Origin of the sequence: Microbacterium paraoxydans (genome assembly GCF_900105335.1) — a bacterium.
Lineage (GTDB): Bacteria > Actinomycetota > Actinomycetes > Actinomycetales > Microbacteriaceae > Microbacterium > Microbacterium paraoxydans.
Map to the genome: position 1 here is coordinate 600,276 of NZ_LT629770.1, position 19,980 is coordinate 620,255.

The window sequence follows — 19,980 nt, forward strand, 5'->3', positions numbered from 1 at the left end:
GGTCTGCTCGGCCAGCCCCCACAGGTCGAACTCGAGCTGACCGGGCGGCGCTTTCCGGCTCCTGCGGGCCATTGGCCATCACCTCCACGCCTCTGCCGTCGTTGCTGCGACCACCGATCGCAGCTCGCGGCCACGGTTCAGCGGTCGGTGAATGAGGTGCAGCTCAGGGGCCATTCGCGCCTCGTTCCAGCAACGCCTCGATCTCGATCCGATCGGCTTTCAGTCGCTCGCCGTCGTCTCGCTTCGTCCAGGCCCGCAGATCGGTGATGATCGGCGGGGCCGAGCGCAGCAGCGTGACCGCGGTGCCGAACGGGAGGGTGCGGATTCGCTCGGGCGGCATGATCGCGATGCGTCTGACCGAGCGTTGATTGGACCGGGTGCCGTGGTCGCCCAAGGTCACACTGTCGGTGAACTCGTCGCGTTCCCCGATCAGTGAGGAGAGGTCTTGCAGATCACGGCTGTTGGATGCGCCGCCGAGGACGATCTTGGTGATCGCGGCATCCCAGGTCGCGTTGGCCTGGTTCTCGCTCCAGCGATCCCGCGCTTGGGCGAGGCTTTGGAGCACGGGCATGGCGGTGATTCCCGTTCCGCCTCCCTCCGACATGAGTGTCGGCAGGCTGGGAAGCGGGCTGAGGTTGGCGATCTCGTCCAAGGCCAGCAGCAGGGGCGGGTCGAGGCGTGCGCCAGGTGAGCGTGCCGCTACGCGGCGGGCTGCCTCGACGAGGTCTTCCACGAACGCCGCCACGAGCGCGGCACTCGCGCCCGCGCCCGCGCCGGTGGCGAGCAGGTAGAGGGTGCCGCGCGAGAGGATGAACTTCTCCGGGTCGAAGTCTTCGCCCGCGCCAGGTGAGACCGCATCGAGCACGCGCGGGTCGGCCAGGGCGCTCAGCGACAGTGACACGCCCTGCCAGATGGAGTCGCGCGTCCTCGGGTCGGCGTCGATCATCGCCTCCAGCGACTCGGCCCAGCCGCCCGCCGCGAGTGGGCTGTTCGTCAAGATCGCCACCGCATCGGCGGCGGCTGTGGGGTCGAGCGTCCACCGGAACAATTCCGACGGTGGCCTGTGGTCGATCGCGGCCGCGTGCAAGAGCGCCTGCAGCGCGGAGCGGGTCTTGCCCTCCCAGAACCCGCCGCCCTCCACGCCGCCCGAACTTAGGCCGGTGGCCGAGGCGAGGCCGGTTGCGCGGATCATCGCCGTCAGCGGGTCTTCGCAGCCCCTGATCGGTGACCAGCGCAGCCCGGCCGGGATGCCCTCGGCCAGGTGCTGCGGGTCGAACACGGCGGTCGGGCCGATGCGTTGGCGCGCGCGCAGGCTCGCGGTGAGGTTGTCCGGGCGGGTCGAGGTGGCGACCACTCCGCCGGGCGCATCCAGGATCGTCGGCACGACGATCTGGAGGGATTTGCCGCTTCGAGGCGGGCCGATGACCAGCAGAGAGTCCTCCACGCTGGCCCACACGTCAAGCCCATGCGAGGTGCCGATCCGATAGCCCACATCGGACGGCGCGGGACGCTCCAGAGAGGGCCGGAGATTCCCTGCCCGAGATAGCAGCGCCTTGGCGGAGGCGGCCTGAGCCACGTCATGTTTCGTTGCCGTGCCGGGAAGTCGATGAGGGTCTTGCGCACTCTTGCGCGACTGGCGGCGCAGGAGTGTCCACGCCCAGGTGATCGCCGCCGCCAGCAGCCCCAGCAGCACGACCGCGACGATCCAATAGGCGACGACACTGAGGCCATCGGCCTCCAGCGCGGTCGCCGGGTCGCCGGGGTTGAACAGCACCCCGACCCCGGCGGCGGGGCCGGCCAGGGGTTGAGCGGTGCCGGTGAGGAACGCCGCGACCGACCCGGCACCGCGCAGCAGCAGCGTGAGCGCGAACACCCCGATCAGTCCGATCATGGCGGCGTTGGTCAGCTCGTCACCGAAGGAGCCGGTCTGCCTGCCCGGTGCCGGGGCACTCATGACAGGCTCCGCACGACGAACGTGCCCGAGACCCTGCCCACGAGCACAACCTCGTCGCCGGGGTCGACGTGGTCACAGGCCAGGTCGATGAGCGCGCGGGCGGTGCCAGTCGGGGCGGCGTCGGTGTGCCTGATGATGTGGCACACCGCAATGTCCTCACCGGGCACGAAACCATCCCCGGTCACTTCCAGCAGCCGGGGCGCATCCGCAGGTTCGGGTTCCGGCGGGGCCGGAGCGGGGGTGTTCTTGCGGGCGGTGGCGGTGATGATGTCGGTGAACGTCGAGCCATCGGCCTCGGTGACCTCGACTCGTGCCGGAATCATCCGCTCGGCGGTGACCTGATCGACAATCCGCGCGAACGAGCCGCGCCGCCATGCGCCCTCGGCGACCGGCGGGGCGAGGGGTTCCCCGTCGACGGTGGCGCTCATCGTGCCGTCGTCGTGCACGGCGAGGCGGATCAGCGGCATCGAGACCGGCGCGGGAGCAGCGGCATGGGCAAGTGGTTTTCTCATGCCGTCAGGTGCGCCTGACGCCTCCCGGCGAGCGGCTAGAGCCTCGGCGCGGGCGGTTCGTTCCTTCGGCGGTGACCGATGCCGAACTGTGCGGCCTGAGTGGTGCGGTTCTGTATGCGCCGCGCCCAGTTCTCGGCCTCGACGAGCACCTGCCAGAAGTCCTCCGCACGCGCTTCGCCGGTGCGCTCGACGCCCCACATGTGCGTGCCGTCCGAGTGGCGCACGCGACGTTCCGCTGTCCACGTCCACGACGTCGGCAGCCGCTCGTCGTCTGACCAGTCGGTGCCGGTGTACTGCTCTTCGATCGCAAACCGTGAGCGGGTGTCGTTCTCCGGGTAGAACACGAAGTGCCCGGCGCCGAACGTCTCGGGATCTTCGTAGAAGAACTGCACCGCGCCCTCGTGCTTCCGAGCGATCCGGTTCAGGCCGTCGTCGAGCGCCGTCATCGTCAGCGTGAGGCGCTCCCGATCAGGTTCGCTCTGGCTCATCGCACGCTCCCGCCCGGAGAGCGCCCCGATGCCCGGGCACTCGTGTCGAAGAGCGCGAGCTCAGCAGGGTGCAACTGCTGTTGGACGACGAAGCTGCGTTCTTTGATGCGCCACAGGCCCTGCCCGACGCCGAGTGAGGGCAGCAGCTTACGCTCGGTGGTCGTCAGGCCGAGGGCCTTGGCGGTGACGCCCAGCTGGTCGGATTCCTGCCGGTAGATCACCCGCGTCTCGGCGTTCGCCAGCAGGCTGTTGGCGAGCGAACGCATGGCGCTGCCGGAGTCACCGACGTTCTCCAGATCGGTCAGCTTGTGGAAGATCAAGGCATTGGCGATGCCGTAGTGCCGGGCGAGCCGCCAGTGCGCGTCCATCCGTCTCAGCAACGACGGCTGAGACATCAGCCGCCACGCCTCGTCATAGATCACCCACCGTTGCCCGCCTGCCGGGTCGAGCAGCGCCGACTCCATCCACGCCGAACAGCACGTCATTAGCGCGCTGATGAGCGTGCTGTTCTCCGTCACCCGCGACAGGTCGAGGCTCATCATCGGCAGCGTCGGGTCGAACTGCACCGTCGAGGGGCCGTCGAACAATCCCGCCAAGTCGCCTGCGACCAAACGCCGCAAGGCGTGGCCGACGATGCGGCCGTCCTCGGTCAGTCGCCCGTCGGCGTCGTCGGACGGGGCGAGGATACGGTCTACGACCATCGGCAGAATCGGCACGGTGTTCTCTCGCACGGTCGCGATCAGCGCCGTGTCGATTGCGGTGTGCTCCAGCGGCGTGAGGCCTCGGTTGAGGACGACCTCGGCCAGCGCGCCGATGAGGTCGCGGCGGCGCGCTGCCACGGTGCTCTCCCACTCCGCATCGGTGAAGTGGGAGGGCCGATACCCCTCGTCCAGAGGGTTGAGCCTGTTGGCCATGCCGTGGCCGAGCGCGATCGCCCTGCCGCCGACCGCTTCAGCGATGACGGTATGTTCCCCTTTCGGGTCACCCGGCACGTACACGCGCCGCCCGAACGGCAGGCTGCGCGTGTAGAGCGACTTGGCCAGTGAGGACTTGCCGGACCCGACGATTCCGGCCAGCACGACGTTCGGCGCGGTGATGACGCCGTTGGCGTACAGCACCCACGGGTCGTAGACGAAGCTCCCGCCCGAGTACAAGTCTTGACCGACGAAGACACCGGACGAGCCGAGGCCGCCCTCGGCGACGAACGGGTACGCGCCGGAGAGGGTGGCGGAGGTGTCTTGATGTCGGGGCAACTGGAAGCGGCCCGGTGTACGCAGCATCGAGGGTCCGGGTTCCCCGGCGGCGGGCAGATACTGGCGTGCGGCGCGCTCGGCCTTGTCCGCTTCGGCGCGGGCCTTGGCCTCGTCTATCCGCTGCTGGCGCTGCTCGCGGTGCAGCTGGTCCGCGGCTTGGCGCCGCTGCTTGCGGTAGCGGCGCCGCTCTTTCGCGGGGGCGACCAGCACCGAGGCGTGCAGCTTCTCCTCGTCGCTGTGGCTCATCGTTCCAGCCCCCGGTCGCGCTTGATGTCCGCGATGCGGTCGGGGGTGAACCAGGACCCATCGCCACGCACGCGGTCGCGGCGCTCATCGAGCGCGCGGCGCGCGGCCTCGACGTTCGCCGCATCCTGTGCGGGCTCCACCCGCTGTGAACCGTCGGCGTTTGCTGTGGCGTTGGCTGGCGGGTTGTAGTCACGGTAGAGGGCGACGTTGCCGAGCGTCCGGTTGTAGGTGAGGGAGTAGCCGGCGGTCTTGGCGTATTTGTCGGTTGTGCTGTCGGGCAGCTCGTCGTAGACGTGCCCGTTTGCCAGCGCGGCATTGTTGGTCTCGTCGCCGTAGTCCAAGCCTCGCAGATACTCGATTGCCGCGTCGGTGCCGTCGCGGTCGATGAAGTCAAGCACCCGGTCGGCTTCCTCGCCCTGCAAGAACACCACGGTCACCCACTGGCGCTCGGACGGCTGCCAGGCGATGCGCCCCAGGTGCCCGGACGCCTGATCCAGGCAGCTCTCGGCGGCGCTGACATGCTGCGCGGCCTGGCGCAGCGCATCGGCAGCGGCCCAGACATCCGCGGCACCGAGGTCGCGGTCACCGTCGTCATGAGCGGCCCGGCCTTGGTAGGTGATACCTGCTCCGGCGAGCTGGATGAACGACTGTTCCAGCAAGCGGGTCGCGGCCAGTAGTTCCCCGACGATGCCGTGGAGCTTGTCGGGGTTGTCGATGCGTCGGCTGGCGTGCGCGAGGCCTCGCAACGCCGCGTTTGCTTCCGCAGCGTCAGCGGTCGGGTCGTTGAACGTGGGCATGTCGGACCTCCAGATGAACAGGTGCAGGTGGCTTCGAGGTGCGCCCGACGGCTCAGACCTTGCGGCACAGCGGCAGCGCGGCGGCGGTGAACGCTTGGGCCTGCTGGCCGACCAGCACGCGGGCCTCACACGAGGCTTGGATGGCGGCCTGCTCGATCGCAGCGACTGCCGCTTCCAGTTCCTCGAGCGAGTCGGCAGACACCGAGATCAGACCCGTGTAGCGGAGCACTCCGTGCCCGGCGGTGAGGTCTGCCTCCTGCTGGAGCACGTCGTGGTATTCAGCGGTTTGCGAAGCGTCTTCGATCTGCCCGATGCGGGCGCGCTGGGCCGCGTCGCTGATGTACTCGGTCTTCTTGCGGCGAATGTCGCGCGCGGCCTGATCGGTGCGCAGCGGGGTACAGATCAGCGAGAACGCACGGTGGATACCACTGGACAGCAACACGGGTGAGAGGAACCCCGGATGCACCATCGAGCGCGGCCACTCCGAAATCCAGACGACGGTGTGATAGGCCGAGTCGCTGCGCAGATGCCCCCACGACTCGGTGACCGCGACTGGCCCGGCGGTGGCGAGGTCGTGTCCGAGGTCGCCGTGGCGTTCCAGCGTCGCGGCGATAGCCGGGTCATACGCCGAGCGCAGGATGACCGCGATCTGCCCGGTGCTGAGCCAGCCCTTGCTCGTCAGGTCTGCCGAGCGCAGCGCTGCCGACAGGGTGCCCATCTCCTGCCGCAGTACGTTCGCCGCGCCCTTGATGCCGCCGCCAGCGGTGCGAATCTGGCGGGCGGCGGCGCGCATGTCCAGGCTCAGGCTGAGCGTGGTCGCGTGACGTTCCCCGGCAGGTCCGGCCCGGTCGATCAGCTCCTGATAGGTCGTCGCCGCCCACGAGCCGTCGGCGGTGCCGTGCGCGGCCCACCACTCGGCCAAGCCCTGCCCGGAGTCCGGCAGGGTGCGTTCCAGCACTTGCAGGGTGGCGATGCGCCCGGAGCGGCACACGGTCGCCAGCACCCGGCCCCACGCGGTCACGCGGCGTTCCTGCTCGCCGGGGTCGAGCAGCACGAACGCGGGATGGGTGATCACGGTGACGACGGTGAGGGTTCCGGCGGTCGGGTCGTGCACCATCCCGGCCCCGGTCTCGGGGTCGGTGTACTCGCGCAGCCGGGCCATGTCGCCGGGCAGCGCGAGCGTTCCCGCAGGGCGCGGGGTGACGATTCTGCGCCGGTAGGCCAGTTGCCCGCCGGTCTTGCGCCACAGCCACCAGCAGGCCACCGGCAGCCACTCGACGAGCGGGCGGCCCGCCACGGGAATCCAGGTGATCGCGGCAGCAAGTACCCAGATCGGGGCGGTGATGAGGAACAGGAGGCCGCCGCCGCCGTAGAACGCGGCCACGAGGCTCGCCCCACCGACGCCGAGGGTAATCAGCTGGCTCAGCGACAGGCCGAGCAGGATGCCGCGTCTGGTGAGGCGTGAGAACTTCACGGGCACCAGTTCGCCGCCACCTGGCTCGTGGGGCGTCTCCGGGCTGGGCATGGCGTGTCACTCCTTCGTCGGCTTGGGCTTCGGCGGCGGCGCGGAACTGGTCGGGGTTTTCGGCAGCGGTTGCGAGGGCGGCGGCGCGTGCGGGGTGACCGGAGCCGACCCCGCTTGCTCGGCACCGCTGGCCGCTTGATCGGCTTGACCGGCCAGCGCCTGGCCCGCTTTCGGCCCGGCGGTGGCGGCGGCTTTGACCACGGCGGCACCCGCCACGACTCCGGCGGCGACCGGCCCTGCCGCCGCCGCGCCTCCACCGGCACCGGCACCTGCGGCTCCGGCGGAGCCGCCTGCACCAGCTGCACCACCACTGCTCGCACCGGCTCCTCCGCCGCCTGCCGAGGACGGGGCAGGCGTGGGGTTGGCTTTGGGGCCTCCACCGGCCCCGCCGCCCCCGTTGCTACCTGCGCTGCTGGACTTGTCGCCGCCTCCCTTGCTGCCCTCGTCGAGCACCTTCTTCGGCTCGCCCCCTTGTGGCTTGCCCGGCGTCGGAATGGGCCGGTTGAGCGCGCTCTTGGCTTCCTGCTCGGTGCCCATCGAGTTGTAGAGGTCGAACCCGATGAACGACAGGAAGCGGTATGTCATGTACGGCGCGAACCCGGCCAGCGCCATCAGCACGACCCCGGCGAGGGGGTCGGCGATACTCGACAAATCGCCGTCGATCGGGGCCGACACCTGGGTCACTGCGACCAGCAGAATCACGACGAGTACGAGCTTGGAGAGGATGAGCGCGACGACGAACATCGCCCACTTGGAGATCCAGCCGCGCGTGGCATCCCAGGAGGCGCCGGAGAACGCGAACGGGGCCAAGACCACCGCGACCAGTAGGAGCGCCTTGCGGACTAGCAGGCTCAGCCAGACGATCGCAGCGGCTGCGATGGCCAAGGCCGCGAGGAAGATGGTCAAGATCGCACCGACACCGGGTGCCCCCACGTTCAGCGCGGTCAATCCGGCGACGAGGATCGCGATCTTGTCGCCCATCGTGGCTGTGGTTTCGCCAGCGGCTTGGATGATGCCGACCGAGAGTTGGTCAACAATCTCTAGCAGTAGGGCCGTGAGGGTGATCACCACGAAGGAGCCGAGGACGCTCTTGGCCAGCCCGAGGGCCGCTCGGGAGAGGGCGGCGGGTTCTCGGCGAATCATGCCCGTGATGAGCTGTAGACAGAAGAACAGCAGCATGACGAACACGGCGATTCCGAAGATCAGGTTGTAGACGCCTAAGTACTCGCCGCTGGTGACGTCGACCATCGTGGTCGTGTCGAAGACCGTCCAGACAGCCTCAAACATCCAGGCGGCTGCCGCGCCCATCGCACTGGCGAGCCAGTCGAATGGTGCCGAGATCAGCGTCGCTGCGGCTTCACCGGCGACGTCGCAGACGGTGGAGATGACGGGGATATCGCACACGCCCATCACGAGCCTCCTAGTGGTTCGGAGTAGATGGGCGGGTCAGACGGCTTGGCCGACGCCCCAGAAGAAGTTGATGAGCGTGACCGACGCGCCACAGACGACGGCGGCACCGCACGAGATCAAGACGCCGATCTTGCCGCGACCGGCCAGATGCGGGTTGGAAGAGTTGGACCCGTAGGCCCAGATGATCGCCGAGACAATCAACGCCAGGACCGACAGGATCAAGCCCACGGTCATGACTGCGCCGACGATGATGCGCAGCTGGTCGATACCCGGCAAGCCACTGGAGTTGGGGTCGATGTCGATCACGGCAGTTCTCCTTTGTGAGAGGACGGATGGTTCTGCCGTCAGGTGCTCTCCGCTGCCACGCACACGAAAGCGCCCGCCCCAGAGAGGGGCGGGCGCTCAGAAGAAGCCGGAGTCGTCAGAGTTGCTGGCCGATGCCAATCAGCCAGTTCATCCACGCGACACCGGCACCGGCAAGGACTGCGCCTCCGAGGGAGACCAGCACTCCGACGCGGCCCTTGGCGGCGGCGGCATAGTTGCCGGTGCTCGATGAGACCGCCCAGATGATCGCCGAGACGATCAGCATCAGCACCGCGATCACGAGCGCGAACATCAGCAGCGCCCCGACGACCTCCCGTAGATCGTCGATACCGGCCAGTCCATCGAAGTCGGGAAATACATCCATGACGCACCCCCGCTACTTCACCGTGACGTGCAGGTGGTCGTAGTGCCCACCCGTCACGTTGTCGGGGTCGTGCATCCCGCCGCCGTTGTAGGAACGCCAGCCCTCGGAGTCGCGCGAGAGCGACCAGATCTTGCCCTGCCAGATCAGGTACTCGACACCGAGAGCTTCGGCGTGGGTCTGCATCCACTCGGTGACCTGCCAGCCGTAGTCGAGTTGCTCGCTGGCCGGATACTGGCCGATCGCGTTGCCGAACGTCAGATCACACGCCCTGCCCAGGGGATGCTCTGACTGCGTGCCGGGCCGGGGCGAGTAGCAGCCCCAGCCCGTGTCGGGGAACTGGGCGAGAGTCTGCTCATACAGGTGCAGCATCCGGGCAGTGATCTGCCCGGTCGACGTCGGGTCATCGACCATCCGGCTCGGGTCGTCGCCGTCGAATGGAGCCGGGTCACCGGCGATACCGTTGGTGCCCGCGCAACCGTGGGGAGGCCCGACTGAGGCTTCGGGGAGGTCGGCGGCGTTGTGCTGGTTCAGCCATGCTGCCGGGTCGATCTGTTCGCCGTTGGTGCCGCCGGGTCGAACCTCGAAGTGCAGATGTGCTCCGGTGCTACGTCCACTCGACCCGACATCGCCGATGTGCTGGCCCGCGCGCACGTGATCTCCGACCGAGACGTGGATGCCGTGCTGCCACATATGCGCGTAGGCGGTGGCGACGGTCTGCCCGCTGATGGTGTGCTCGATGATGATGAGACCGCCGTAACCGCCTGAGAACTCAGCCACAGTCACTGTGCCGTCAGCGGCGGCCAGGATGGGGGTGCCGTCAGCTGCGCCGAGGTCGAGACCGGAGTGATAGGAGGTCTCGCCGGTGAATGGGTCGCTGCGATACCCGAACTCGCTGGTGACGACCCAGGTGCCCTCGGGCAGCGGGAACACCACGCGCGAAGACTCCGTGACTTGTCTAGTCGTCACCAGGTAGGGGCCAGTCGCGGTGGTCGGGCCGCCGGAGCCGGTGAGGGCACTGAGGATGGTGGCCGCGACCGGCTCGTAGTTGTTGTACCTGTCCGGGTGGGCTGAGACCTCGACAGCCTGTGCCGCCTCGCCCTTGCCCATCTGCTGCCAGCCAGGAATGTCGAGCAGGCCACGCGGACTCGGGTAGTTGGGGCCGTCCGGCCCGCCGTAGAACGCCCGCGCTTGATACGTGGAGTCCATGAGGTCGGCGACCGTTCCCCACCCCGACTGCGGGCGCATCTGGAACAGGCCGAGTGAGTCGTGGTCTGAGCCATTGCCATCGTTCGGGTAGTCGGCGCTCTCGGGGTAGGCGGAGGTGTTCGACAGCATCCGCAGGCTGGATTCGGTCAGTGCGGCCATGAGCGCGATCTGGATGCCGTCGCGCCCCACCCCGTCGATGCCGGAACCGATCTCGATGATGGTGGCCGCGTGCGTGAGTTGCTGCCGGTTGAGCGTGATGGTCTCGCCGTTCGCGGTGGTCGCGGTCAACGAGTCGGGGATGTTCCCTACGGTGATGCCGGAGCCGTCGATGGTGCACTCGGCGTTCGCGGAGGGGTTCATCAGCACGCCGATACCCAGCAGGCCCATGAATGGGCCGAGCAGGAGCAGAAGGGCGAGGGCGATGACTGCTTTCTTCATCGTCATGGCCTCCGTCTCAGCGCAGTGGCTGGTCGAGAATCGACAGGCGCAGCAGGTAGCAGGACGGCACGACACCCGCATCGGGCGTGCTGGTCTCGCTTTGGCTGCCGGTCGGCGGGTCGTCGGGCGGGCAGGCGAGGAAGATCGTGAACGCCACCGAGTGCTCGGAGGTCACGGGTTCGTCGTTCCAGATGCCCTCGCGGTGCCGGGTGCCCTCGATCGTGATGGCGGTCGCCCCGACCGGGAGTTGTCCGGGCCGGGCTTGTTCGACCGCTTGTGCCCACTGCTCGGGCACGTAGGCTTCGGTGATGGTCAGGTGCTGGCTCGTGCTGTACTGGCGCAGATCGACCCAGGCGTCACGCGACGGCAGGTAGGAGGCGATGTCAGAGGCCAGGCCCGCCTGCTCGTTCCCGGTCGGGTCGCCCACGTCCAGCAGCACGGCGGTGTAATCCAGCGGCAGGAACCCGCTGGTGGTATCCCAGGTGAACAGCACGTGCGCGGCCTCGCGCGCGAACTCGTCGGGGTCGGTCGACGGGGCGATGTAGGGCAGGCGCGGAGTCGGCCGGGTCGGGTCGGTGGGCGCAGGCGCTGCCGGTGCTTCGGGTCGGGTGCCGTCGTCGTTCGGGCCGGTCACCAGCCCGTAGACGCCGATCGCAGCCAGGACGAGGAACGCGACGCCGGCGCAGACAAAGGAGATCAGTCGGCGGCGGGTGCGGGCGGGATCATCGGGAGTCGTCTTCATGACCCCCAGGTGCGCCGTCCGCGCACCCGACGAGGGTCAGAGCGCCCGGAGGTGCCTGCGCGGATTGCTCAACGCCTGCCGCGCCGTGCGCAGGTCGTCGGCGAACGTGCTGGTGCCGTCAGCGGTCGCCAGGAACGAGGCGATCTGCTCATCGCTGAGTTCGTTCGCCAGCACCTCGGCGTCGTAGTGCGTCCACCAGTCGGCAAGCTCGCTCCAGGTGGCGACGAACGCGCGCACCGGCCACCGTGCAGGCTCGGCCGCGCCCGCGAAGGTGACCGGCGCAGGCTTGGTCTGTGCCGCCTGCGCGCGGGCGACGGCCTCTCGTGCGAGTGCCTCCAGGTCGGTGGTCTCGCTTGCGGTCTCGGTGACGGCGGCGCGGATGCGCTCGAAGCCGGGATGCACCGGGGCACCGGCGTCGATGCGTTCGAGTTCGGCAGCGGCGTCGCCGCGCACCGTGGCGGGCAGGTCGGGGTCGTCGGTGACTTGCCGCAGGTAGTCGATCTTGTCGAGCGTCTTGTACGACGCGCCGCCGGGAATCATCGCGGCGGCTTGCTCGCTGGCACGGCCCACAGGTTCGGACGGTGCGGGAAACTTTCCCGCACCGTCCTTTCCGGGCTGGTTCTCCGCGCTGAACCGTGTCGCGGCCTGCCTGCGCGCGGCATCCTCGGCCATGAGGGTCTTCAGCTCGCGGTAGAGCGCAGCCGCCTCGACCGGGGTGAGGTCTTTGTGGAGCATGTTGTCGTCTTGCTCGGCCAGCAGGTGACCGAGCCTGCCCGAGATGCCCGAGCGCACCCACACGCTCACCGTGCGCCAGCCGAGCATCTTGATTGCGGCCAGCCGCCTCGCACCGCACACCAGCACCCCGTCGATGGTGACCGTCAGCGGTTGCAGGAGGCCGTCGCGGGCGATGGACTCGGCCAACGCGGTCAGGTCACCCAAGTCAGTGCGGTGACGGTTGCCGACGACGATGGACTCGACGGTGCGGTTGAGTTCGATGTGCCCGGTATGCCTGCTCATGACCGGCCCCCACGTTTTGGGGCCGCGAGCGAGATCATCAGCACGAGATCGTCGTCGCGCAGCAGCGCGCGCAGGCTCTCGCCGATCAGCAGCCTGAGCAAGATGCCGCGCCCGGCAGCGGTCGCGGCGTAGGCCGGGCTGGGGTGCCCGAGCAGTGCCTTCAGCAGCGCTGTCCACGCGGTGCTGTTCACGTCGAGCAGGGCGCGGGCGTGCTTGTCGCGGCGCAGCGCTTCATAGGCGCTCTGGCGGCTGCCCGCCCGGGCAAGCGCCTGGCAGATGTGCTCGACCCCGGCGCGGGCGACATGCGGGGGCCAGCCCAGCAGCGTGAACAGTGCGATGGCGTCTTCGACCGCCGAGTCTGTCGAGCAGCACGCCGTCGTGCTTGCCGGTTCGTCCGTGCCAGTCGGGTCTGGGTCGGTAACGTGGAACGCCGTGTGGTAGTCCGTGAGCGGGTTCTCTCGATCTGACAGCCGCTCGGCGTCGTGGAACGCGGAGATGTGCGGACGCCGGGCTTGATGCACCGAACAGAGCAGGCCCTGCCCGCGTTCCTCGGCGATGCAGGTGATGCGAACCGCGTGGGTCACCACGCCCCACGGATCGTTCGCGGTGCGGGCGGCCTTGGTGCGCATCACATCGAACGCGGCACTGGCTGCCTCCCACGGGTCGAGGCCGTGCTTGCGGGCCAGCGCCCCGTACTTGTCGGCGGCGTAGGCCATCAGGTCGGCGGCCACCGGATCGCACTGCCAAGCGCCAGGGCCGCCCTCGTGCAGTCGGTTCAGCAGGGCACGCAAGCCCTCGCTGCGAGTGAAATCCTCCGGTACGTGCTCGGTTGTGCGAGTTGTCATGGTAGGCACCTCCTGCCAGCCAGGTGCGCTCCCATGCCCAACAGGTCGGGGGCGGTCGGGCGTTCGCTGTCGAATCATCGCTACTCACCACTTCACGACTTCCCGACCGCGGCCCTCGTCGGCGCGTGGTGCCGGGCACCGTGCCCGAACGCCGTCAGCGGCGACAGCCGCCTGGCCCGGTCGCTGAGGTTCCGCAGCCCGGCCACGAGTGGTTCGCGGGCCTTGCGTGACATCTCGACTTCCATGTCGATGCCCCGCCCGGCCAGCGACGCCGTGTTACGGGCGATGAGATCGGTGGGCCGCACCCACTCGATACCGCGCGCCCGGTGTTCCTCGAGTTTCTGCTCGACCTCTGCCGCCTCAGCTGCACCGGTCATCTCGTCAGTCGCGGGGGTCTCGACCGTGGTGTCCTTGCGCTTGGTCACGTCGGCAGCGGCGACCGCCTCGGGCACCTGCCGAACCTCGCTGCGGTCTTCCGGCATCTCCGGTTCAGGCACATCCTCGACGTGCCAGTCGTCGTAGGCATGCGCCTGCTCGCGCGGGTCGATGTTCATGGTGTTGTCTCCATCTCTGTTGTGGTTTCCGGCTCCTTGACCGGCGGGGTAAACCAGCGGCCCACCGTCGAGGCATGGACGCCGAGCTCGTCGGCGATGGCCTTGTTCGACCAGCCGGCCTCCCGCAGCCGAGTGGCACGCTCACGCCGCCCCAGCACCAGCTCGGCCTCCGGGTCTGCTTCGGACTCGATCGCGGCCATGGGTTCGGTCGCGGCGGATAGCTCGGGCGGTGCCTGCGCCGTGCTCGGTGGCGCGGTGGTCGAGCGTGTGAGGACGACGGTGAGGTGCGTGCTGGCGAGCAGTACCAGCGGCGGCACGGCCGCGACCGTTGCGGCGAGCATGGCGGGCACGCTGGCGTCGGCGGCGACGATCGCGTGCAGCGCGTTTGCAGCAACCGACACGAGTGCTCCGCAGATCAGCAACGCCCACGGATACCAGGCACCCCGGCGACCATCGAGTGCGACAACCGCGATGGTGGAGACTACGATCAGGCCGTCCACGAGCAAGGGCCAGATCCACGCCTGCCCCGGCGCGATACCCGACCGGGCCGCGAGATCGGCCAGCGCCATGAACGAGAGCCAGAACGCGCCGATACCGATCAGCACGGTGCCGGTCGCGGCGGTCACCACCGCCCAACCCCATGCCGGTTGCCGCACGCTCATCACAGCCTCCGACCACTCACCGAGACAGGCGGCTCGGTGTGGGCGAACCCGGAACCCGTCTGACGTACCGGGGCGCGACGGCGCGGCCCGTAGGTGCTGACGTGGCGATACGCCGAGCCGACTGTCCGGGTGATCTCGTGCTCTCCCAGCCCGGACTGGCCCGCTGCTGGGCCGAGCGCGTTGAGCGCGTCGCGGGGTGAGTGTCCGTGCTCAGCCATGCGGCACGCGGCCTTGAACAACCCGAGGTTGCGTTCGCCCTCGGGTTTGCGAGCTACCTGCGAGGCGAGCCGGGCAACGTCCAGCGGCCAGCCGCCCGGCGGTTCCGGCGCGGGCGCGTATTTCGGGCGCGGGTCGAGGAAGTCACGCAACTGCTGCGCGTCTAGTAGCGCGACAGGGCGCGTCGCCATGCTCTCGACCCGATACGGCACCCGGCGACCGTCGATGGGGCGCTGTGAGGGCGGCACGATGATGTAGCCGCCGTCGCCCCGAAAGTCGATACCCGCCCGGCCCGCCTGCCACGATCGCTGCTCACGTTCGGCGTCCGTTGGGTAGTACAGATGCCTGCCGCCGGTCGGCGTGGTAACGACCGCCAACGGCTCCGGCAGCAGCCCGGCGCGTGTAGCGCGTCTGAATGCGGGATACCCGTTGACCTTGTGTACATCGACGTCGACGACGACGACACCCGAGGCTGCGCCAGTCGGGATGGCGAGATTCGCATGAGGCCGATGCCGCCACCACGCCTCCACCTGTCTCACATCGTTGGTTGCCTCGTGGAAACCTCGATCGGGAATCGGGCGCTTCCCGCCGGGCGCGCACGGGAACACCGGCACGCCGTGTCGGGCTAGCTCGTGCGCGACCAGCGGTAGCGGCACGTCCCCGCCGAGCCGGGAGAAGACCGCAGCGACCGATGAGGCCCGCCGCTCGATCAGATCGTGCGCCCCGCGAGCGTCGCCTACCTTCACCATCGCCAGACCTCCCTCCCATCCGGAGACCACCCCTCGCTGGGTGGCCCTACGACCGTGAGGTGCGTCGGGAGGATCAGGAAGACGAGACGGACAAGGAATCGAGACTGTGACCGTCAGGCATCTTGAAGAACCCGACGTGTCTATTCCGGACTACCTACGTCGAGGCAGACTGTCCAGCAGTTGTCACGACTGCGGTACACATCGCGCATGACGGGGCACGAATGACGCATCACGCCACGCTGCGCGGAGGTGCGTCGGCTGGAGCTGCCCGCAGGACGTCCCTAGGTCGCGGCCGGGTGAGGTGTCTCCCGAAACTCGGATGGGGATACGCCGAATCGACGTCGGAATCGAGCGGAGGCGATGCGAGAATCCACCCACCCCACTTGCCGGGCGGCCGCGCTTATAGGCACATCTGTTTCTTCGATTAAGCGTGTGAACTCCGTTAATCGAATCTCAGCAAGAAACCGCATCGGAGGCGCGCCGGCGTGTGCCGTAAAGAGACGCGTGAGATGGGTGCGCGACACAGCGACCTCGTTTGCCAGAGAGTTCACAGTCCAAGGTTCCGCCAGTCGAGCGCGCAGAAGGTCAATCGCTTTGGTGACATGGCCAGCTGAGGGTGGCCGGGTCAGCCGTCCAGCGATCGGCCGCCACAACGGGCGAATGGGTTGCGGTGACATGCTAGCGTCCAGGAAGACAGGAAGAACACCGGAAACCCAGCGAGCGAACAGCTCAATGGTGTGGATCGCAGCTACTTCTGGCGCATGGGTACCATCATTCAGGATGCTCATCTGACGCCACAGCGGCTCGACCTTGCGTAGGGCGGCAGTCCCCGGAGTCAACACTATTGCCGTACCATCCCATTCGCAGGGGTGCAGCCCACTGTGAACACGTTCGCGATGAGGAAGAAACCAAGACATCTGCATGCGAAGAAACTGCTCATCTGCATAGATCGACCAGATGCGCACCCGGCCTTGTGGCTTGATCCGGCACCATCTGTCTGCCCCTAGGGCGATCGACATCCCGGCCCTCAGCATATAGTCGCCGTTGGCAGTCTCGATCCGAGTACTGCCTTCCATCACATTCATGATCTGCGCATGGCGAAAGAGCGCTCGACTCGACGCGAGCGTCCGGACAAGTTCGAGAGCCGTCATCCCTCCGGGAACATCTCGGTTCTCTGCTAGCGAGTGCGACCAATCCGCGCCGTTGTCGAGTTCGAGATGGAGTCTCCTCACAGCCTCGCGCGCGCCTATGGCTTACCTCCACGATCAGGAGCAACACGCGAATCGGCGTGAGGTCCGCGTGCACCACTTCCGAAGCGTGCGACGTGACGAGAACTCAGCTCCGAGAGTCTGAGTTCTCGAAAGGAACTGTCAGTCGTCTGAGCCCGCAGTCTCATGTGAGTGGCTCAGAAGAGGTCAGTGGCGTATCGCCCGGTCTGGCTGAGTTCGGTGAGCCAGTTGGGTCCGTGGACGTCCTGGCCGATCCGGGTCAGGGTCTCCTCGACCGCTGGCCCCATGCCGGTGACGTCACCGCACACATACACGTGCGCGCCCTGCTCGATGAGGTCGAGGATGCTGTCTCGTTCGGCCCAGAGCCGGTGCTGGACGTAGCGGACCTCGCCGTCGGGCTTGCGTGAGTATGCCCGGTGCACGCGCAGCGTCCCGGCAGCCTCGTAGGTGGCGAACTCTTCGGCGTAGAGGTCGTCCCAGTCGGGGTGCTGGCAGCCGAAGAACAGCACCGTCTCACCCGCCGGTTCGCCGCCGGTGGCGCGAGCATGACGAGCGTTGATGAAGCCGCGGAACGGGGCGATGCCGGAGCCAGCGGCGATCATGATCGCCGGGATCGAGTTCTGGGCTGGGGGCCGGAAGTGCTCGGTCGGCGAAGCGAGGGTGACGGTGAGCCGGTCGCCGGGCTGGACGCGCTGAAGGTAGCTGGAGGCCGCGCCTCGGTAGGTGCCCGTCCCCGAGAGTGCGGGGCCCTCGATGACTGAGACGGTCAGTGCTACTTCGGTCTGGGTTTCGGCGGCGGAGCTGATCGAGTACTGCCGTGCCCTGGGGGCGGGGAGTCGTTCGATCACCCAGGCCAGGTCGACCTCGCAGGAGGCGAACATCTCCAGCAGGTCCAGCAGTGAGAACCGGCGCTGCCTGATGGTGTCCGCCTGTTCAGGGGAGGCCAGCTTTTCGAGTTCTGCGCGCTCGGGAGGGCAGCGTGTCGTCTCGGCGAGCGAGGCGAGTACCCCCTGCGTGGCTGGGGCGGTCAGGTCGACGTGGCGGGTCAGCAGGTCATCGACCCGCACCGGCACTCCGACGGGGATGCGTCCGCTGGGGGCGTCGGAGTCGATGGTCACCAACTCGTCGCCTGGCAGTGCCAGGCGGGTGAGCATGCGGGTGACGAGTTCGGGGTGGTTCTGCGGCAGCACCGAGAGGTAGTCGCCGGTGCGATACGTCATGCCCTCGGGCAGGCGGAGTTCGAGGTGCCGCTTGGAGCGGGGCGAGTCGCCGCGGACTAGCTCGCGGTTCTCCAGCACGATCGCGGTGGCCTCCTCACGATGGGCGGCGGGCTGGCTGGTGGAGGCGATCCGGTAGCGGGGGCCTGTCGGGGCGGTGTCCTCGATCTGGTAGTGCTCGGACAGTTCGGGCCACAACGGCTGGTACCAGCGTTCCCAGTCGCCGAAGAAGTCGGTGCGGGCATCGGTGGCACCGCGTTCACGAATCCTCGTGGCCCCGGCAGCAGTCATGGCGTCGTCGATGAGGGTGGGGACGCGCTGGTAGGTGGCGGCCCAGTCCAGGCTCCCGCAGCCCAGCACCAGGTATTCAACACCGCTCAGGTCCGGGCCGGTGGTGGTGAGCCAGTCGACGAAGCGCTTCGCATTGTCGGGTGGGGTGCCGTTGTAGGAGGAGGTCACGATGACGACCGGCCCGGCCGTGGGCAGGTCCGCGGTGGCCTCATCGAGGGAGGCCACTCGGGTGTGCCAGCCACGGGCGGCCCCATCGCCGGCGATGGTGCGGGCCAAGCCCTCACTGCTGCCCCCGTTGGAGCCGTAAAGCACCAGCATCGGCGTGCCGTGCGCATCCGCCGGTGGTGTCGCGGCGGCGGACGCCTTCCGAGCAGGAGCAGGAGCAGGGGCGGACGCGGGTGCTGTGGCGTCGGTGCGGAGCTGGGTGTGGCTGAGGCGGTTGGCGGCGTGGATGGTGAGGTTCTTGGGCTTGATCGTCAGCGACTCGGCGATCTTCAGCTCATACCCGGGGTCGGTCAGGGCGATGTCGAAGCGCTGGAGCATCATCGCCAGCACCAAGGTGGCCTCCTGCAACGCGAAGGGACGACCGATGCAGGCCCGTGCGCCGTGGCCGAACGGCATCCACGCATACTCGGGGATCTCATCCATCCGTTCCGGGGAGAACCGGTCCGGGTCGAACCGCGTCGGCTCGGGCCACACGGCCGGATCGGTGTGCAGGGTCGGGAGCATCACCATCACGCTCTCTCCGGCGGCGATGTCGTATCCGCCCAGCGTGGTGTCCTCACTCGGGGACAGCGCGAACGCCGGAGCGGTGGGATGCAGCCGCAGGGTCTCACGCAGAACCTGCCCGATGTAGCCCAACTTGGCCAGGTCAGCGAACTCCGGGGTCCGATCACCCAAGACCTCATCAACCACCTCGCGGGCCTTCGCGAGCACATCGGGGTGGGTCAGCAGCTTGTGGGTCGCGAAGGACAACAGCCCGGAGGTGGTCTCATGCCCGGCGATGAGGAAGGTCGCGAGCTGATACTGGACGTTCTCCTCCGACAGCTTCTCCCCGGTGAGCGGGTCCGCAGCCGACAGCATCCGCTCCAGCAGGTCATCAGGCCGCTGATCGACAGGCCTACCGGCGCGGGCCGTGACGATGTCCTGGGTGATCTGCCGCATGGTGGCGATGTCCTCGCGGTAGCGGCGGTTGGTGCCGACCATGAACGGCTGCACCCCCGGTAGGCGCTCGCTGCGCAGCCCCGCCTCGGTCAGCGCGCCCACCATCGCACCGACGAAAGGGTGATGGTTCTCGGAGTAGAACGAGTTGAACCGCACATCGAACGCACACAGCGCGATCGTGTCCAGCGTCAGCCGGGTCATGTCCTCGGCGACGTCGATCTCCACGTCTGGCCCGAAGCGCTCCCAGCGGACCATCATCTGCTCGGCGATGTCGAGCATCTGGCCAAAGTAGTCCTTCATCGCCATCGTCCCGAACGCCGGCATCAACAACCGGTGCGCCTTCCCCCAGTTCGGCTCCTCGTTGTACGCGGTGAACAGCCCGTCACCACCGAAGTCGCGCACCTGATCGATCGCGTCATGGACCTTCTTCGACCACAACGGACTGGAGCACATCTCCGCCACCAGCGCGTGTTCCGAGGCGAAGATCTGCCGCGTGCCCAGCACATCAAGGGCGAACATGCCGCCGTACTTGGCGTGATAGTCCTCAGCGAACTCGATTGAGGTCTCCTGCGAAGCGCCCAGCACCTCGAACAGGTTCCCCACCACCGGCAGGGCGGCAGGGCCGGGGATACGAGGGGTGCCGGTGGCGTTGGGAGGAGTCATCGAAAGGGCCTTCCTGTTCACGATCTATCGGGTCGAACCGTCCATCGCCCCTGGTGGCTGGCTGTGAGCGGGCGCACCCGGTCAGAGGTCGGAGTGCGGCCTGAAGCCCGGCCA

18 protein-coding genes are annotated in these 19,980 nt (G+C 68.2%); all 18 read right to left on the minus strand.

Going from position 1 to position 19,980, the window contains the following annotated elements; translation table 11 throughout:
* Nucleotides 1-163 precede the first annotated feature (163 nt).
* Complete coding sequence (locus BLU02_RS03145) at nt 164-1,954, minus strand: TraM recognition domain-containing protein (protein WP_058630947.1); 1,791 nt, start codon at nt 1,952-1,954, stop codon at nt 164-166.
* Nucleotides 1,951-2,421, minus strand: coding sequence for a hypothetical protein (locus tag BLU02_RS03150; protein ID WP_231919628.1), 471 nt, complete (start codon nt 2,419-2,421; stop codon nt 1,951-1,953). Before BLU02_RS03150 ends, BLU02_RS03145 begins: the two co-directional genes overlap by 4 nt.
* An 80-nt stretch (nt 2,422-2,501) precedes the next feature.
* Nucleotides 2,502-2,954, minus strand: coding sequence for a hypothetical protein (locus BLU02_RS03155; protein ID WP_036341000.1), 453 nt, complete (start codon nt 2,952-2,954; stop codon nt 2,502-2,504).
* Complete coding sequence (locus tag BLU02_RS03160; RefSeq protein WP_058630946.1) at nt 2,951-4,453, minus strand: putative type IV secretion/conjugal transfer ATPase; 1,503 nt, start codon at nt 4,451-4,453, stop codon at nt 2,951-2,953. Before BLU02_RS03160 ends, BLU02_RS03155 begins: the two co-directional genes overlap by 4 nt.
* A complete protein-coding gene (locus tag BLU02_RS03165) occupies nt 4,450-5,250 on the minus strand; it encodes a hypothetical protein (protein WP_036340994.1) in 801 nt (266 codons plus the stop codon). The genes BLU02_RS03160 and BLU02_RS03165 overlap by 4 nt, the downstream gene beginning before the upstream one ends.
* 52 nt (nt 5,251-5,302) lie before the next feature.
* Nucleotides 5,303-6,775 (minus strand): SCO6880 family protein, encoded by a 1,473-nt coding sequence (locus BLU02_RS03170; RefSeq protein ID WP_052001299.1) that lies wholly within the window; start codon nt 6,773-6,775, stop codon nt 5,303-5,305.
* Nucleotides 6,776-6,781: 6 nt separating this feature from the next.
* A complete protein-coding gene (locus BLU02_RS03175; protein WP_058630945.1) occupies nt 6,782-8,185 on the minus strand; it encodes a hypothetical protein in 1,404 nt (467 codons plus the stop codon).
* A gap of 36 nt (nt 8,186-8,221) precedes the next feature.
* On the minus strand, nt 8,222-8,491 hold the full coding sequence (locus tag BLU02_RS03180) for a DUF6112 family protein (RefSeq protein ID WP_052001297.1): 270 nt from the start codon (nt 8,489-8,491) through the stop codon (nt 8,222-8,224).
* Nucleotides 8,492-8,606: 115 nt separating this feature from the next.
* The gene (locus tag BLU02_RS03185; RefSeq protein WP_036340989.1) at nt 8,607-8,873 is read right to left on the minus strand and encodes a DUF6112 family protein; all 267 of its coding nucleotides are present in this window, start codon (nt 8,871-8,873) and stop codon (nt 8,607-8,609) included.
* Between the two features lie 12 nt (nt 8,874-8,885).
* Nucleotides 8,886-10,517 carry a M23 family metallopeptidase gene (locus BLU02_RS03190; RefSeq protein ID WP_231728765.1) on the minus strand — a complete coding sequence of 544 codons (1,632 nt, stop codon included), beginning with the start codon at nt 10,515-10,517 and terminating at the stop codon, nt 8,886-8,888.
* Nucleotides 10,518-10,533: 16 nt separating this feature from the next.
* The gene (locus BLU02_RS03195; RefSeq protein WP_036340984.1) at nt 10,534-11,259 is read right to left on the minus strand and encodes a hypothetical protein; all 726 of its coding nucleotides are present in this window, start codon (nt 11,257-11,259) and stop codon (nt 10,534-10,536) included.
* Nucleotides 11,260-11,295: 36 nt separating this feature from the next.
* Nucleotides 11,296-12,276, minus strand: a complete 981-nt coding sequence (locus BLU02_RS03200; RefSeq protein ID WP_058630943.1) for a ParB N-terminal domain-containing protein — start codon at nt 12,274-12,276, stop codon at nt 11,296-11,298.
* Nucleotides 12,273-13,121: a hypothetical protein gene (locus tag BLU02_RS03205; RefSeq protein WP_036340978.1), complete on the minus strand. Its 849-nt coding sequence runs from the start codon at nt 13,119-13,121 to the stop codon at nt 12,273-12,275. The genes BLU02_RS03200 and BLU02_RS03205 overlap by 4 nt, the downstream gene beginning before the upstream one ends.
* Before the next feature lie 92 nt (nt 13,122-13,213).
* A complete protein-coding gene (locus BLU02_RS03210; protein WP_052001295.1) occupies nt 13,214-13,675 on the minus strand; it encodes a hypothetical protein in 462 nt (153 codons plus the stop codon).
* On the minus strand, nt 13,672-14,337 hold the full coding sequence (locus BLU02_RS03215) for a DUF2637 domain-containing protein (RefSeq protein WP_052001293.1): 666 nt from the start codon (nt 14,335-14,337) through the stop codon (nt 13,672-13,674). The genes BLU02_RS03210 and BLU02_RS03215 overlap by 4 nt, the downstream gene beginning before the upstream one ends.
* On the minus strand, nt 14,337-15,302 hold the full coding sequence (locus BLU02_RS03220) for a bifunctional DNA primase/polymerase (RefSeq protein ID WP_052001291.1): 966 nt from the start codon (nt 15,300-15,302) through the stop codon (nt 14,337-14,339). Before BLU02_RS03220 ends, BLU02_RS03215 begins: the two co-directional genes overlap by 1 nt.
* Before the next feature lie 281 nt (nt 15,303-15,583).
* The gene (locus tag BLU02_RS03225; RefSeq protein WP_080695013.1) at nt 15,584-16,453 is read right to left on the minus strand and encodes a helix-turn-helix domain-containing protein; all 870 of its coding nucleotides are present in this window, start codon (nt 16,451-16,453) and stop codon (nt 15,584-15,586) included.
* 254 nt (nt 16,454-16,707) lie between these two features.
* Nucleotides 16,708-19,866, minus strand: coding sequence for a bifunctional cytochrome P450/NADPH--P450 reductase (locus BLU02_RS03230; RefSeq protein ID WP_036340976.1), 3,159 nt, complete (start codon nt 19,864-19,866; stop codon nt 16,708-16,710).
* Nucleotides 19,867-19,980: the final 114 nt, after the last annotated feature.

Bases quoted from the DNA above. Each gene is read 5' to 3' on its own strand.
- BLU02_RS03160 (WP_058630946.1), bottom strand. From the start codon at position 4,453: ATGAGCCACAGCGACGAGGAGAAGCTGCACGCCTCGGTGCTGGTCGCC.
- BLU02_RS03150 (WP_231919628.1), bottom strand. From the start codon at position 2,421: ATGCCGCTGATCCGCCTCGCCGTGCACGACGACGGCACGATGAGCGCC.
- BLU02_RS03220 (WP_052001291.1), bottom strand. From the start codon at position 15,302: ATGGTGAAGGTAGGCGACGCTCGCGGGGCGCACGATCTGATCGAGCGG.
- BLU02_RS03195 (WP_036340984.1), bottom strand. From the start codon at position 11,259: ATGAAGACGACTCCCGATGATCCCGCCCGCACCCGCCGCCGACTGATC.
- BLU02_RS03185 (WP_036340989.1), bottom strand. From the start codon at position 8,873: ATGGATGTATTTCCCGACTTCGATGGACTGGCCGGTATCGACGATCTA.
- BLU02_RS03230 (WP_036340976.1), bottom strand. From the start codon at position 19,866: ATGACTCCTCCCAACGCCACCGGCACCCCTCGTATCCCCGGCCCTGCC.
- BLU02_RS03165 (WP_036340994.1), bottom strand. From the start codon at position 5,250: ATGCCCACGTTCAACGACCCGACCGCTGACGCTGCGGAAGCAAACGCG.
- BLU02_RS03170 (WP_052001299.1), bottom strand. From the start codon at position 6,775: ATGCCCAGCCCGGAGACGCCCCACGAGCCAGGTGGCGGCGAACTGGTG.
- BLU02_RS03175 (WP_058630945.1), bottom strand. From the start codon at position 8,185: ATGGGCGTGTGCGATATCCCCGTCATCTCCACCGTCTGCGACGTCGCC.
- BLU02_RS03205 (WP_036340978.1), bottom strand. From the start codon at position 13,121: ATGACAACTCGCACAACCGAGCACGTACCGGAGGATTTCACTCGCAGC.
- BLU02_RS03210 (WP_052001295.1), bottom strand. From the start codon at position 13,675: ATGAACATCGACCCGCGCGAGCAGGCGCATGCCTACGACGACTGGCAC.
- BLU02_RS03155 (WP_036341000.1), bottom strand. From the start codon at position 2,954: ATGAGCCAGAGCGAACCTGATCGGGAGCGCCTCACGCTGACGATGACG.
- BLU02_RS03145 (WP_058630947.1), bottom strand. From the start codon at position 1,954: ATGAGTGCCCCGGCACCGGGCAGGCAGACCGGCTCCTTCGGTGACGAG.
- BLU02_RS03225 (WP_080695013.1), bottom strand. From the start codon at position 16,453: ATGACGGCTCTCGAACTTGTCCGGACGCTCGCGTCGAGTCGAGCGCTC.
- BLU02_RS03215 (WP_052001293.1), bottom strand. From the start codon at position 14,337: ATGAGCGTGCGGCAACCGGCATGGGGTTGGGCGGTGGTGACCGCCGCG.
- BLU02_RS03190 (WP_231728765.1), bottom strand. From the start codon at position 10,517: ATGAAGAAAGCAGTCATCGCCCTCGCCCTTCTGCTCCTGCTCGGCCCA.
- BLU02_RS03200 (WP_058630943.1), bottom strand. From the start codon at position 12,276: ATGAGCAGGCATACCGGGCACATCGAACTCAACCGCACCGTCGAGTCC.